Origin of the sequence: Streptomyces sp. NRRL B-24484 (assembly GCF_000717715.1) — a bacterium.
In the GTDB taxonomy this organism is placed as follows: Bacteria; Actinomycetota; Actinomycetes; order Streptomycetales; family Streptomycetaceae; genus Kitasatospora.
Window position 1 is genome coordinate 1 of record NZ_JOAI01000008.1, and the last position, 14,397, is coordinate 14,397.

The window sequence follows — 14,397 nt, forward strand, 5'->3', positions numbered from 1 at the left end:
CCCCGCCGAAACCCGCCAGGTGCTCGCCGCCTCGCTCGCCATGCTCCGCACCAAGCACGCCGACCTGCCCAGCCGCAAGCACGGCAACCCACCGATGTAGAGGAGGCCTCGATGGCCGACGTCATGCTCAACGCCGTCCGAGTGGAGAGAGGACGGCCCGGACCCGAGGAGCTCGCGGTGATCACCGCCGTCCTCCTGGCCCGGATCCGCCACGGCGGCCCCGACCGGTCGGCGGACGCCGACGGCCGACGCGCCACCGCCCGCTGGCGCCGCCTGGAGCGTGTCAACGGCTTCCAGGGGCCCCGCAGTTGGCGAACGGCCTCCTAGGCCCCCCGCTTTCGGATCCTGCCGCGCAGCCCGCCCGGCCCTTGCCCGTGAGGACCACCAGCATGCATTCACCGTCCGTCTGGACCGGGCACCTGCGTCCTGCGACGCACAGCCGTTCCAGACTCGTGGTCTTCCCCCACGCCGGTGCGGGGCCGCGCACCTACGCACGCCTGCTGTCAGGGCTGCCGGGTGACGTCGAGCTGATCGGGGTCACCCTCCCCGGCCGTGAGCGCCGCGCCGACGAGACGCCGACCGGACCGCTCGCCGCCGCGGTCCAGGGGATCGGCAGCGAGCTGGCGGCCCTCCCGCCGCTCCCCACCCTCTACTGGGGTCACAGCATGGGCTCCCTGCTCGCCGTGACGGTCGCCGCACACCGCCCCGGCCCGTGCGCCGGCCTCGTCCTGACCGCCGGGATCCCGGGTCCCGACGCGCTCGACTTCGCGGTTCCGCTGGACTCGCCGGAAGGGTTGGAGCTGATGTTCACCCGGCACCGGCTGCCGCTACGGGCCCTGGACACCGGCAGCGGTCACTCCACGGCCGACTACGTGCTGGCGCACGACCTGGTGCTGGCCCGGAGCGCTCTTCTCGGGCTGGACGGTGTCCGGCTCGGCCTGCCGCTCACCGCCTACGCCGGTGCCGACGACCCGCTGGTCCCCGCGTCCACGCTGCCGGGGTGGCGCGACTTCACCACCGGTGGCTTCCGTTCCAGGACCCTGGCCGGCGGCCACTTCTTCCCCTTCCTCCCGTCCAACGGGCGTGTGCTCCTGGCGGACATCGCCGCCACGCTGCAGTCCTGCGCCCTGGCCGGGGACACCACGAGAGGAGTCGTCCGGTGAGCAGCAAGGCCCCCTACCAGGGAGCTTTCACTCCGGTGAGCGAGGAGGTCACCGCTTTCGACCTGCCGGTGACCGGCCGGATCCCCGACGAGCTGCAAGGTCGCTACCTGCGCATCGGTCCGAATCCGCTGCGCCTGGACGATCCGCGCCTCAACCTGTTCCTCGGGGAAGGCATGGTGCACGGGGTGCGGCTGCGGGACGGCCGCGCCGAGTGGTACCGGAACCGGTGGGTCCGATCCGCCGCCGTGGCGAGGGGTTTCGGGGAGAAGGTGCGCCGGGGCTCCCGCTTCCCCGGATCGGACTTCGCCCCCAACACCCACGTGATCGAGAACGCCGGACGGATCCTCGCCCTGGTCGAGAACGGCTTCCGGCCGTACGAACTGACCGAGGACCTCGACACCGTCGGCCCGTGCGACTTCCGCGGCACGCTCCCGGCGGGATATTCGGCGCACCCCAAGCTCGACCCGCAGACCGGTGAACTCCATGCCGTCGCCTATGCGACGCGGGCCGAGTTCGTGCAGTACTCGGTGATCTCACCCGCCGGCATGGTCACCCGGATCGTGAACGTCCCCGCGCCGCACCGCCCGGTGATGCACGACTTCGCGCTCACCGGCAAGTACGTCGTCCTCTACGACCTGCCGGTGGTCAACAGCCTGGTGGCCGCGGCATCCGGTGAACCCCTGGTGTACGACTGGCGGGAGAACCGGGGAGCCAGGATCGGGCTCCTGCCGAGGCACGGGACCGAGGTGCGCTGGTTCGACATCGCCCCCTGCTGGGTCTTCCACACCCTGAACGCCTACGACGACGGCGACCGCGTGATCGTCGACGTCATCCGCTACCCCCGCATGTACACGGGCCTCCGGCTGGACGGCAATTCACTGCCCACGCTCGACCGCTGGGTCGTCGACACGGTGAGCGGCAGGGTCACGGAGACCCGCCTGGACGACCGCCCGCAGGAGTTCCCCGGCGTCAACCCGGCCGTGGTCTCGGCCCCTCACCGCTTCGGATACGCGGCCGTGGTCCCCGACATGCACTCCTACTTCGGTCCCGACGACGACCTGGAGGGCCTGCCCGATCGGGCGTACGGCGACGCGCTGCTCAAACACGACTTCTCCGCCGGATCCACTGCGGTCCGCTCCCTGGGCCGCGGCCACTACACCGGTGAGCCGGTCTTCGTCCCCCGCGCGTCCGCGGGTGCGGAGGACGGCGGCTACCTGCTCGCCTACGTCCACGACCCCGACCGCGGCGCCAGCGACCTCGTCGTCCTGTCCGCGGAGGACTTCACGGGTGAGCCCCTCGCCACCGTGCACCTGCCCGCCCGGGTCCCGCTCGGATTCCACGGGAGCTGGATCGCCGACCCGGCCTGACCGAACGGAAGGTCCCTTGCCACACGCATCTGCCCCGGAGCAGCCCGAGGACGTCGTCGCCCGTCTCCGCGCCGCCTGCCGCACCGGCCGCACCCGTTCACTGGAGTGGCGGACCGAGCAGCTCACCCGGCTGCGGACCCTGTTGCGCGACCACGTGGAGGACTTGGCCGCGGCACTCCACACCGACCTGCGCAAGAGCCGGACCGAGGCCTACGCGGCGGAGATCGGGTTCACGATCCGCGAGATCGACCACATCCTGGCGAACCTGGCGGAGTGGCTGCGTCCGGTGCCCGTGGACGTGACCGGGTGTCCTCCCGGCTCGACGGCCCACTTCCGGTACGACCCCCTGGGAGTGGTGCTGGTGATGGCACCGTGGAACTACCCCGTGCAGCTGCTGCTCGTCCCGGTCGCCGGCGCCCTGGCCGCCGGCAATGCGGTGGTGGCCAAGCCCAGCGAGGTGGCGCCCGCCTGCTCGGCGCTCCTGGCCCGGCTGATCCCGCACTACCTGGACGCCGATGCGGTCGCCGTGGTGGAGGGCGGGGTGCCGGAGACCACCGCGCTGTTGGCCCAACGCTTCGACCACGTCTTCTACACCGGGAACGGCGCCGTCGGACGGATCGTCATGCGCGCTGCGGCCGAGCACCTCACCCCGGTCACCCTGGAACTGGGCGGCAAGTCGCCGGTGTTCGTCGACCGCGGGACGAACCTCGCAGCCACGGCGGCACGGCTGGCCCGGGCCAAGTTCGCCAACGCGGGCCAGATCTGCGTCGCACCCGACTACGTGCTGACCGACCCCGGGACGGCGCGGGCGCTGGAGGTCGAGCTCGCCCGGACGCTCGACAAGATGTTCGGAACCGAGCCGGAGACCTCGCCGGGGTACGGGCGGATCATCAACCTGCGGCACTTCGACCGCATCGTCCGGCTCCTCGACTCCGGCCGGGTCGTCGTCGGCGGCCGCCACGACCGGGAGAACCGGTTCATCGCACCGACGGTGCTGGCCGACGTGCGGGCCGATGCGCCGGTGATGCAGGAGGAGATCTTCGGTCCGGTCCTGCCGATCGTCGAGGTGTCCGGGGTGGACGAGGCGATCGCCTTCATCAACGAGCGGGACAAGCCGCTCGCGGTGTACGGCTTCACGGACTCCGCGGAGGTCCGGCGCCGGCTGGCCGAGGAGACGGCCTCGGGCAGTCTCGTGGTCGGCCTGCCGATGGCGCAGGTCCTGGACCCCGCGCTGCCGTTCGGCGGGGTGGGGCAGAGCGGGACGGGCAGCTACCGGGGCGCGCACTCCCTGGCCGCCTTCAGCCATCGCAAGACCGTGCTCGACGTGCCGGCGCGCTGACCCCGGGCCTTCGAGGGGCCGGCCGACCGGCCGATGTGCGGGGCCGAGACTAAGTCGACTTAACGGCCTACTAGAACTGAGCTGCTTGTTCGCACCGTTACCGATCCCTATGATCGATACCGTGCAATATCGGCGAGCGTGTCGAATCGGAATGCGCCGGTGAACCCGTTCCGCCGGTCCGACTGCGGGAATAGGAACCGCCCGCCGGTATTCGCTGCTCCCGCAATGAATCGCATGTCCGGTGAAGCGTTCGAAAGGGCAGGACCGGTGAGTATGCAGGGCAGCCTGGTGGCGATCAGCGATCTGCACGTCCGGTTCCCGGACAACAGGAGAATCGTCGAAACGCTGCGCCCCGAATCGGACCACGACTGGCTGCTGGTCGCCGGGGACGTCGGTGACACCGTTGCGGATGTCGAGTGGGCGCTGTCGCTGCTGGCGGGCCGCTTCGCGAAGGTGGTCTGGGCTCCGGGCAACCACGAGCTGTGGACCCCGCCCCACGACCCGGTGCAGCTGCGCGGCGAGGCCCGCTACCGCCACCTCGTTGAGCTGTGCCGAAGGCTCGGCGTCCTCACTCCCGAGGACCCGTACCCGCTGTGGGAGGGCGCGGGCGGTCCGGCCGTCGTCGCACCGCTCTTCGTCCTCTACGACTACAGCTTCCGGCCCGTCGGCGCCCGGGACGCGCAGGAGGCGCTCGCCATCGCCGAGAACGCCGGGGTGATCTGCTCCGACGAGTTCATGCTGCACCCGGACCCGTACCCGAGCCGGACCGCCTGGTGCCGCGCACGTGTCGAGATCACCGAGGCGCGGCTGGCCGCCGTGGACGAGGCGCTGCCGACCGTCCTGGTCAACCACTTCCCCCTGGTGCGGCGGCCCACCGGGGTGCTGCGCCATCCGGAGTTCGCCCTCTGGTGCGGCACCGAGGCCACCGCGGACTGGCACCGCAGGTTCCGTGCGGCGGCGGTCGTCTACGGGCACCTGCACATCCCTTCGCTCTTCCACGAGGACGGGGTGCCGCACCTCGAGGTCTCGCTCGGCTACCCCGGTGAGTGGCAGCCCCGGCCCACGGCGCCGGGGCGCCTGGTCCGGGTCCTTTCCGAGGCGGCTGCAGCGCGGAGCGGCGGATGATCGAGCAGTTGCTGGCGCCGCCGGTCGTGGCCGTCCAGGCCTTCGCCGACCCGGTGGATCCGCCCGCGCTCTTCGCCGAGGAGCAGGCACTGATCACGCGCGCGGTGGACGGCCGGCGGAGGGAGTTCGGCACGGTGCGGGCGTGCGCCCGCACGGCCCTGTCCGGGCTCGGGATCGCCCCCGTCCCGATCCTCCCCGGGCTCCGGGGCGCGCCGGCCTGGCCCGACGGCGTCGTCGGCTCGATGACCCACTGCGCGGGCTACCGGGCGGCCGCCGTCGCACGCGCCGCCGACCTGGTGACGATCGGCCTCGACGCCGAGCCCCACCGGCCGCTGCCCGGCGGTGAGCTGGACGTCTTCGCGCTCCCCGAGGAACGGGCCAGACTGTCCGGCCTCACGGCCCGCAGGCCGGAGATCTGCTGGGACCGGCTGCTGTTCAGCGCCAAGGAGAGCGTGTACAAGGCGTGGTTCCCGCTCACCCACCAGTGGCTGGACTTCGAGGAAGCCTCGATCACCATCGATCCGGACGCCGGAACGTTCCGGGCCCGGCTGCTGGTCCCGGGCCCGGTCGTCGCCGGGGCCCGGCTGCCGGGGTTCGACGGGCGCTGGCTGGTCGGGAACGGACTCCTCCTCACGGCGATCACCGTGACCGCCGCCGGCGCAGCAGAGATTTAGCGAAAGCTTAGTCACTGGGCGCTTGAGTTCTCGTCGATATTCGAAGAGGCTGCTTGCAGGGTGCGCCGAACCTTTTTAAAAGTCGTCGCATAATGGGCGGCGGTAAATTCGAGGAGGATCGGCACATGGCTCCTGTCGCGATTGTCGCCGGCGCAGCGCAGGGTTCGGGCACCGCCGTTGCGGTGCAATTGGCGGAGCTCGGCTGGGACGTTGCGATGCTCCGGCCCGACGGCACCGCCGGCGCGGAGGCCGTCGATCGGGTACGGGAGACCGGACGACGGGCCATGGCCGTCCGGACCGATGTCGCCGATTCCGTTTCGGTCGATGCCGCGCTCGGTCGCGTGTGCGCCGAGCTGGGCGATCCGAACGTCCTGGTGAACACCGTCGCCGCCACCGTCCGCGGCCCACTGGGCCGGATCTCCGACGAGGACTGGCGCGCGCTGGCCGGCCGCCCCCTCCGAGGGCTGTTCGTGGTCAGCCGCTCGGTGATCGATCCCATGATCAGGCAGGGCCGGGGGCGGATCGTCAACATCGCGGACGTGTCCGCCCCCGCGACCGACGGGCCGCACGACCACTCGACCGTACTGGCCGGCCTCGAAGGGTTCACCAGGACGATCGCGCTGGAGCTGCGGGCGTTCGGGATCACGGTGAACGCCGTCGCGCCCGCACCCCCCGCCGCGGACATCCGAACCGGTGCCGCCCCACGGAGCGCCGGTGCGGCCGCGACGCGGTACGCGGCCCGGGTCGCTGCGGCGGTGCCCCTCCTGGTCGGCGACGGGGCGTCATCGGTGACCGGTCAGGTCGTCCACGTGGGCGACGAGGAAATGGTCTGAACCACGCCCCGCCAGCTGGATTGGAGACTGTCTTTTGCAGGGCAACGAGCACTATGTCCGTCAGATCCTGGACGCCTTCCGGGCCGACCCCTCCGGCGTACGGCTCGTCCACCGCGACGTGCCCACGACGGCCGGCGAACTGGCCGACTCGGTCACCTCGGCGGCCGCGGTGATGCGCACGCACGGTGTCGGGGTGGGAAGCGTGGTCGGCGTCCTGACCGACCCGAACACCCCTGCGACCCTGGTGTCGCGCTACGCCGCGAATCTGCTCGGCGCCACGGTGGTCCACCTCGCCGGTGTCAACGCCGTCGATCCTGCCGACCAGCTCTCGACGGACTCGCAGGGCGGCATCGCGGCCGAGGCGGCACCCGTGATGATCACCGTGGACGAGGCCAATCTCGGCCGTGCGCGGGCGATCTGCGGCACGACGGCGGTCCGCCCTCTGCTCGCCGGCTTCGGCGACCTGGGCGGCGACGTCGTCGACCTGACGGCCCTTCCTGCGGACGCCTTCCGGTTGGACACGGCGCGCAGCGGTGACATCGCGGTGGTCACCTACTCCAGCGGCTCGACCGGCCGGCCCAAGGGGGCGAGCTGGTCGTTCAGGGTGAAGAACGAGATGATCACGGCGTCCGCCCTCCGGGCGCAGAAGGCGACCAGCCTGATCACCGCACCCCTGACCCACTCCAGCGGGTTCGCGGCCGACGACGTGATGGTTCCCGGCGGCACGGTCGTGCTGCTGCCGGGCTTCGACCCGGCGGAGGTCCTGCGGACGGTGGCCCTGCACGGAGTCAACCGACTCGTGCTGGCCGCCCCGCAGTTGTACGCGCTGGCGGACCACCCGGACACGGCGCGGACCGATCTGTCGAGCGTGCGCGACCTCTTCTACACCGGCCTGCCCGCCTCGCCCGAGCGGCTGGCGGTGGCCGCGAAGGTCTTCGGGCCCGTGCTCATGCAGGTCTACGGCACGATCGAGACCAACATGATCAGCTGGCTCCTGCCGCACGAGCACGGGGACGACGCCCTGCGCGCGACGGTGGGGCGCCCGCTCGAATGGCTCCGGGTGACCATCCGGGACCCGCAGGACGACCGGGTGCTGCCGCCCGGCGAGTCCGGCGAGGTGTGCGTCGACTCGCCCTGGGCGATGGACCACTACTGGAACGACCCCGAGCGGACCGCGCGCACCGTGCGGGACGGGCGGATCCACACCGGGGACATCGGGCACCTCGACGACGCCGGCTACCTCCACCTGCACGGCCGGATCGCGGACGTGATCAAGGCGAACGGGATCAAGGTCTATCCCGCCTCGGTCGAGCACGCCCTGATGGAGCACCCCGCCGTCGCGGAGGCGGCGGTGTTCGGGGTGGCGGACGCCGACCGCGTCGAGCGGATCTGCGCCGCGGTCGTCCTGCGCGGGGGCGCGGAGGTCGCTCCCGACGAACTGCGCGAGCACGTCGTCGGCCGCCTCAGCGCCAATCACGCTCCCAGCGACGTCGAGCTGCGGAAGAGCCTGCCGCTCGTCGGCCTCGGGAAGCCGGACAAGTTGCGGCTCCGTGCGGATGCCGCGGCGCGTTTCGCGGCCACCCCCGGTGAAGAGGAGTCCTGAGATGACGGAGAACAACATGGCCATGTTGCCCGGCAGTGTGGTGTCGTCGGTCGATGTCGAGGGCCCTGCCGACGAAGCGGCGCTCGCCGTCGCCGCCACCGTCCTGGCGAAGCGTCACCCCGTGTCCGCCGCAGGCCTGTCCTGGCGCGCCGTCGACCTGAGCGGGTTGGACGAGGAACGCCGCCGGGCCGAGCTGGACCGGCTCGACTCGGAGGAGCGCACGGCCGCCGGAGTCCCGCTCCGGCTGACGTTGGTGCGGCTGGGAGCCACCACCCATCGGCTCCGCCTGACCAGTGATCGCACGGTGCTCGACGCCCGGTCCCATCGCCTGCTCCTCGGGGAACTGCTCGACTGGTACGTCAAGCCCGTCGAGGTGGCCGACGTGCCCGTGCCGACGTCCACCGAGGACTACGACGCGTGGGTGGCCGGGCGGGACCGGGCCGCCGCCGAACACGCCTGGCGCGGGAGGCTCGCCGCGGCGGACGAACCCACCCTGGTGGCACGGACCGTCCCCGCGGGGAGGCCGACGGCCACCGAGCGGGTCGCCTGCGAACTCCCGGCCGACGTCGGCGCCCGGGTCCTCGCCCGGGCGCGTGACCACCAGCTGTCGCTCACCACGGTGGTCCAGGGTGCGTGGGGACTGCTGCTGGGCTGGTTGACCAACCGTCGAGAGGTCGTCTTCGGCGGCGTCCACGCGGACCCGCCGAGGTTCCCCGGCATCGAGTCGATGGTGGGCGGCTTCTCCGACGTCCTGCCGGTGGCCGTGCGGTGGAGCGCGGGCGAGCCCCTCGTGGAGGTGCTGTCCCGGCTGGAGCAGGAACAGGCACGGATCGCCGAGCACACGCCGCTGCGCGCGGCGGAGATCGATGCCCTCGCCGGCCGGCACGGGCTCTTCGACACCGTCGCGGTGCTCGAGGACGCGGATCCCGATCCGGCGGGGTACTTCGGCGCCCTCCCCGAGCTGCGCATCGTCGCCGTGGAGCAGCACGAGGACTTCGGCGCCGCACTCGCCCTGGTCGTTCGCCGCACGGACGACGGGCTGCGGCTGGTACTGGACTTCCGGCCCGATCTGTTCCCCCGCGCCGAGGCCGAGCGGGTGCTGGACGTGCTGCGCCGGATCTTCGACGCGATCGCCGATGAGCCCGGGCGGCCCGTCGGCCGAGTGCGGATGCTCGACGACGACGAGTCGCGCGGGATCCTGCGCGACTCGGACCGCACCGACCGGAGCGTGCCTGCCGTCACCCTGGCGGAGCTGGTGGAGCGCAGGGTCCGACGCAGTCCGGACAACACCGTGCTGGTCTCCGGTGACGAGACCCTCTCGTACGGCGAGCTGAACCGTCGCGCCAACGGGCTGGCACGGTTCCTGGCCGCCCGCGGTGCCGGACCGGAGCGACTGGTGGCGCTGGCCCTGCCCCGCTCGATCGAGATGGTGGTCGCGATTGCGGCAGTGGCCAAGACGGGCGCGGGCTTCCTGCCGATCGACCCCGGCTACCCCGCCGATCGCATCGCCTACATGGTGGCCGATGCCGGCCCCGTGCTGCTGTGCACCGACCGGGCGGCGGCGGACGGGCTGCCGCAGGGACCCCGGCACGTCCTGCTGGACGATGACGCCGTCGTCGCCGAGACGGACCGGCTGTCCGAGGAGGACCTCGGGGACTTCGACGGCGGGGCCCCGCTGTCGACCGCAGCGCTCGCCTACGTCATCTACACCTCGGGATCCACCGGCAGGCCGAAGGGCGTCGCGGTCACCCACGCCGGCCTCGCCAACCTCGCGGCGGCCAAGGTCGAGCGGATGGACGTCGATGAGGAGAGCAGGATCCTGCAGTTCGCGTCTCCGAGCTTCGACGCCTTCCTGACGGAACTCCTCGCGACCGTCGACGCCGGGGCCACCCTGGTCATTCCGCCCGCCGCCGTTCTGGCCGGCGACACCCTGTCCGACGTCCTGATCGACGGACGGATCACCCACGCGGTCCTTCCGCCGGTCGCTGCGGCCAGCGTGGCGCCCGAGACGCTGCCGGAGCTGCGGTCCCTCGTGCTCGCCGGCGAGGCCGCCTCCGCCGACCTCGTCGGACGCTGGGCGGCAGGCCGTCGAGTGATCAATGCCTACGGCCCGACCGAGGCGACCGTCTGCGCCACGATGAGCGAACCGCTGTCGGCCGCGGCGACGCCGCCGATCGGCGGGCCCATCACCGGCACGGCGTGCTACGTGCTCGACCGGGCACTGCGCCCGGTGCCCGCGGGGGTGCCCGGTGAGCTCTACGTGGCCGGTGCCGGGCTCGCACGCGGCTACCTCGGGCGGCCGGCGCTGACCGCCGAGCGATTCGTCGCCGACCCGTTCGCCGCCGACGGCTCCCGCATGTACCGGACGGGTGACGTGGTGTCCCGACGGCCGGACGGGGCCCTCGACTTCCTCGGCCGCGCCGACGAGCAGGTGAAACTGCGCGGGTTCCGGATCGAACTCGGGGAGGTGGAGGCCGCCCTCGCCGCGCACCCCGCGGTCGCCCGGGCCGTCGCGGTGATCCGCGAGGACCGGGTCGGCGCACGGCGGATCGTCGCCTACCTGATCCCCGCCGGCACCGCACCGACCACGGCTGAGCTCCGCCGGCACGCCGGACGCTTCCTGCCCGACTTCATGGTTCCGGGCGCCTACGTCCTGATCGACTCGCTTCCCCTGACGCCGAGCGGCAAGCTCGACCGTCGGGCACTGCCGGAGCCAGCGATCGAATCCGGGTCGACCGGGCGGGCTCCCGTCTCCCCGGAGGAGAAGGCACTGAGCGCGATCTTCGGCGAAGTGCTCGGCGTGCCCCCGGTGGACGCCGACAGGAACTTCTTCGAGCTCGGCGGCACCAGCATGGTGGCGATCGCCGTGATCCAGAAGGCGCGGAAGGCCGGTCTGGCGATCTCGCCGAAGGACCTCGTCATGAACCCGACCGTCGAAGCGCTCGCCGCGGTGGCGCGCGGTGTCGACCGGTCACCGGCACGGGCGGCGGCCCCGACGGACGGAAACGGAAGGTAAGACGATGACCGCACTACCCGTAGTCCCGCCGCACGAGCTCGAGAACATCGACCTGGCGGACCCCAGGCTGCACGCAGAGAACGATCTCAGTGAGGTGTGGCGCCACCTGAGGGAGCAGCGCCCGTTCCACTGGCAGCGTCCGCGCGGTTCGCAGCCGGGTTTCTGGGTGGTCACGCGCCATGCCGACGCCACCGCCGTGTACAAGGACCGGGAGAACTTCACCGCCGAGAAGGGCAACGTCCTGCCGATGCTGGTCGCCGGCGGCGACTCGGCCTCACGCACGATGCTGGCGGTGACCGACGGCGTCCGGCACACCCAGATGCGCTCCATCCTGACGAGGGCGTTCTCGCCGCGGATGCTGATGAAGATCAAGGACACCCTGACGAGGACGGTCGACCGGCTCCTGGCCGACGCGGCAGCCGGTGGGGACTGCGACTTCGCGACCGACGTGTCGGGCAACGTCCCGCTCGCGGCGATCTGCGACCTGCTCGCCGTTCCGGAGGCGGACCGGAGGTACCTGCTCAACCTCACCGGTCACGTCCTGAGTTCGGACTACGCCGACGCTCCGCCCGAGGAGGGCTCGGTGGCCAAGAACGAGATCCTCCTCTACTTCGCGGACCTGGCGGAGACCCGCCGGGGCAGCGAGGAGACGGATGTGGTGAGCCTGCTGGCCAACAGCACGATCGACGGCGTGCCGCTCAACGCCGCCGAGCTCATGGCCAACTGCTACGGACTGATCATCGGAGGTGACGAGACCGGCCGCCACGCGATCACCGGCGGGCTGCTCGCGCTGATGGAGCACCGGGACCAGTGGCAGGCGCTCAAGCGGGGCGACGCGGACCTGAAGACCGCCACGGACGAGGTCCTGCGGTGGACCGTGCCGCCGCTGCACGGCGGCCGCTACGCCACCGCGGACACCGTGGTGAACGGCGAGCAGCTCATCGAGGCCGGTGACATCGTCAGCGTCTGGTTCGCCTCGGCCAACCGGGACGAGCGGGTCTTCCCGGACGCGGACAGGTTCGACCTGAACCGTACGCCCAACAAGCACCTGACGTTCGCCACCGGCTCGCACTACTGCCTCGGCCACTTCCTCGCCCGCATGGAGGTCGAGGCGGTGCTGGACGGCTTGCGCCGCACGGTCTCCGACTTCGAGCAGACGGCGCCCGAGAAGTGGATCTACTCGAGCGTCCTGCAGGGCATGAGTTCGCTGCCGGTGTCCCTCAAGGCCGATGGCGGCCACATGCCGAAGACGGCCTGACGGTCGCTCAAGAACCCCTGCGGAAAGGTGGAGGTCATGGCCAACCCGTTCGACGACGAAGACGGCAGTTACCTGGTACTGCGCAACGACGAGGAGCAGTTCTCGCTCTGGCCCGGATTCGCCGACGTGCCGGCCGGATGGCGGGTCGCACTGGGGCCAGGCGATCGCTCGACGTGCCTCGCGCACATCGAAGCCACATGGACCGACCTGCGTCCGAAGAGCCTGCCCCGCCCGTAGGAGGGCCGCCGGTCCGGGCGACGTCCGGATCCGGCCGGGTCGGCGGTCACGACTCGATCCGCGACCGGAGCCCGACAGCCACCGACAGCCCCGCACAGGAAGGACCACGCATGGCCCTCGCCGCCGACACCGTCGCCGTCGTCACCGGAGCAGGACGGGGCATCGGTGCGGCCACGGCCGAACGCCTCGCCCTGGAGGGCGCTGCCGTGGCCGTCGTGGAAAGGATCGAGGCGGACACCGCGGACACCGTCGCGTCGATCCGCGCCGCCGGCGGCCGGTGCATCGGCATCGGCTGCGACGTCACGGCCACCGACCAGGTGGAGGCGGCGATCGACCGCACGGCCGAGGAGTTCGGCCGCCTGGACGTCCTGGTCAACAACGCCGGGGTCACCCGGGACGGCCTGGTCTTCATGATGACCGACGAGGACTGGGACACCGTCATCGACGTGCATCTGCACGGCGCCCTCCGGACGGTCCGCGCAGCACAGCGGCACATGGTGCGGCAGGGCTCGGGGCGGATCGTCAACCTGAGCTCCGTCGCGGCTTCGGGCAACCCGGGTCAGGCCAACTACGCGACCGCCAAGGCCGCCGTCCAGGGACTCACCCGCACCCTGGCGGCCGAACTCGGTCCGCACGGGATCACGGTCAACGCGGTGGCCCCCGGCTTCATCGCCACCGCGATGACCGACGACACGGCCCGCCGGCTGGGAACCGACCCTGCGCGGCTGCAGGAGGAGGTGGCTTCGCGGGTGCCGCTGCGCAGGGTCGGCTCGCCGTCGGACATCGCCGGCGCGGTGGCTTTCCTGGCAAGTGCCGACGCAGCGTACCTAACTGGACAGACCATCTACGTGGACGGAGGACCTCGATAGCGTCGATCTCCCGATTGGCGGGAATGGCTGACATTCGTCCACGGCCAAACGATCTTGACACCACAAGGATCCGCTGTAAGCTGGGCAAAACTGATGCTTCTGACCGATTGACGACAGAGCGTTGGGTCGCTATGGGGGAGAAGCCGCGACACGTCCAGAAAAGCGGGGGACAATGACGCAGGTGCTGATTGTTGCCGACGATCTTGAATTCGCCGGGGAACTGGCGGAAGGGCTGGGGAGCAAGGGGTTCCAGGTTCAACAGGAAAGCAACGTACGTCCGGCACTCGAAAAGAGTAGGAATGTCGACGCGGTACTGCTCGACCTCACGCTCTCGGACGTCGACGGATTCGAGGTGTGCCGGGCCATTCGGGCCACTTCGCATGTGCCGGTCATTGTCATGGGCCTGCAGGACGACGAATTCGACCAGGTACTGAGCTTCAAGCTGGGAGCCGACGACTATGTCGTGCGACCCTGCAGCCTGCGCAAACTGGCCGCCCGGATCGAGGCGGTGAACCGGCGCGCCCGGAATTCCTGGGGTCTCCGGGCCGAGCCGGACGACGAGGTCCACGAGTTCGGGCCGATCCGCATCGACATGAACCGACGGACGGTACTGAGAAACGGCCACGAGGTCATGCTGACCCGCAAGGAGTTCGACGTCCTGGCACTGCTGGCGACGAACCCCGGCCGGGTGTGCACGCGCGAGCAGATCATGAGCGAGGTCTGGGGGCACGACGGCGCCGGGGACACGCGGACGCTCGGTGTCCACATGACGGGGCTCCGCAAGAAGCTGAGGATGCCCATGCTCATCGAAACCGTCCGCGGGGTCGGCTTCCGGCTGGCCGGCCACCGGGCCTCGGAGGAAGAGGCGGCCTGAGCGGGCCCGTCCTGCGTGGCGGATGCCCGAACGGTGAAC

General features: G+C 71.4%; 13 protein-coding genes. All 13 read left to right on the forward strand.

The window, feature by feature from the left end; genetic code table 11:
• Positions 1–111: 111 nt before the first annotated feature.
• Positions 112–327 carry an acyl-CoA carboxylase subunit epsilon gene (locus tag IE98_RS0109405; RefSeq protein WP_030267235.1) on the forward strand — a complete coding sequence of 72 codons (216 nt, stop codon included), beginning with the start codon at positions 112–114 and terminating at the stop codon, positions 325–327.
• A gap of 62 nt (positions 328–389) precedes the next feature.
• Entirely contained in the window at positions 390–1,163 is a 774-nt protein-coding gene (locus tag IE98_RS0109410; protein ID WP_063748893.1) for a thioesterase II family protein, read from the forward strand.
• Between the two features lie 35 nt (positions 1,164–1,198).
• Positions 1,199–2,530 carry a carotenoid oxygenase family protein gene (locus IE98_RS0109415; RefSeq protein ID WP_234443473.1) on the forward strand — a complete coding sequence of 444 codons (1,332 nt, stop codon included), beginning with the start codon at positions 1,199–1,201 and terminating at the stop codon, positions 2,528–2,530.
• Between the two features lie 16 nt (positions 2,531–2,546).
• Positions 2,547–3,869: an aldehyde dehydrogenase family protein gene (locus IE98_RS0109420; RefSeq protein WP_030267242.1), complete on the forward strand. Its 1,323-nt coding sequence runs from the start codon at positions 2,547–2,549 to the stop codon at positions 3,867–3,869.
• Positions 3,870–4,142: 273 nt separating this feature from the next.
• Positions 4,143–4,994 carry a metallophosphoesterase family protein gene (locus IE98_RS0109425; protein WP_030267244.1) on the forward strand — a complete coding sequence of 284 codons (852 nt, stop codon included), beginning with the start codon at positions 4,143–4,145 and terminating at the stop codon, positions 4,992–4,994.
• Positions 4,991–5,668 carry a 4'-phosphopantetheinyl transferase family protein gene (locus IE98_RS0109430; protein WP_030267246.1) on the forward strand — a complete coding sequence of 226 codons (678 nt, stop codon included), beginning with the start codon at positions 4,991–4,993 and terminating at the stop codon, positions 5,666–5,668. The genes IE98_RS0109425 and IE98_RS0109430 overlap by 4 nt, the downstream gene beginning before the upstream one ends.
• A gap of 92 nt (positions 5,669–5,760) precedes the next feature.
• Positions 5,761–6,501: an SDR family NAD(P)-dependent oxidoreductase gene (locus IE98_RS0109435; RefSeq protein WP_078660885.1), complete on the forward strand. Its 741-nt coding sequence runs from the start codon at positions 5,761–5,763 to the stop codon at positions 6,499–6,501.
• Between the two features lie 34 nt (positions 6,502–6,535).
• Positions 6,536–8,104, forward strand: a complete 1,569-nt coding sequence (locus IE98_RS0109440; protein ID WP_052390333.1) for an ANL family adenylate-forming protein — start codon at positions 6,536–6,538, stop codon at positions 8,102–8,104.
• A gap of 1 nt (position 8,105) precedes the next feature.
• Positions 8,106–11,120, forward strand: coding sequence for a non-ribosomal peptide synthetase (locus tag IE98_RS0109445; protein WP_052390334.1), 3,015 nt, complete (start codon positions 8,106–8,108; stop codon positions 11,118–11,120).
• Positions 11,121–11,124: 4 nt separating this feature from the next.
• Positions 11,125–12,378, forward strand: coding sequence for a cytochrome P450 (locus IE98_RS0109450; RefSeq protein WP_030267256.1), 1,254 nt, complete (start codon positions 11,125–11,127; stop codon positions 12,376–12,378).
• A gap of 36 nt (positions 12,379–12,414) precedes the next feature.
• A complete protein-coding gene (locus IE98_RS0109455) occupies positions 12,415–12,615 on the forward strand; it encodes an MbtH family protein (RefSeq protein ID WP_030267258.1) in 201 nt (66 codons plus the stop codon).
• Positions 12,616–12,725: 110 nt separating this feature from the next.
• Positions 12,726–13,484 carry a 3-oxoacyl-ACP reductase FabG gene (gene fabG / locus IE98_RS0109460; protein ID WP_030267262.1) on the forward strand — a complete coding sequence of 253 codons (759 nt, stop codon included), beginning with the start codon at positions 12,726–12,728 and terminating at the stop codon, positions 13,482–13,484.
• A gap of 181 nt (positions 13,485–13,665) precedes the next feature.
• Positions 13,666–14,358 carry a response regulator transcription factor gene (locus IE98_RS0109465; RefSeq protein WP_159400866.1) on the forward strand — a complete coding sequence of 231 codons (693 nt, stop codon included), beginning with the start codon at positions 13,666–13,668 and terminating at the stop codon, positions 14,356–14,358.
• Positions 14,359–14,397 lie beyond the last annotated feature (39 nt).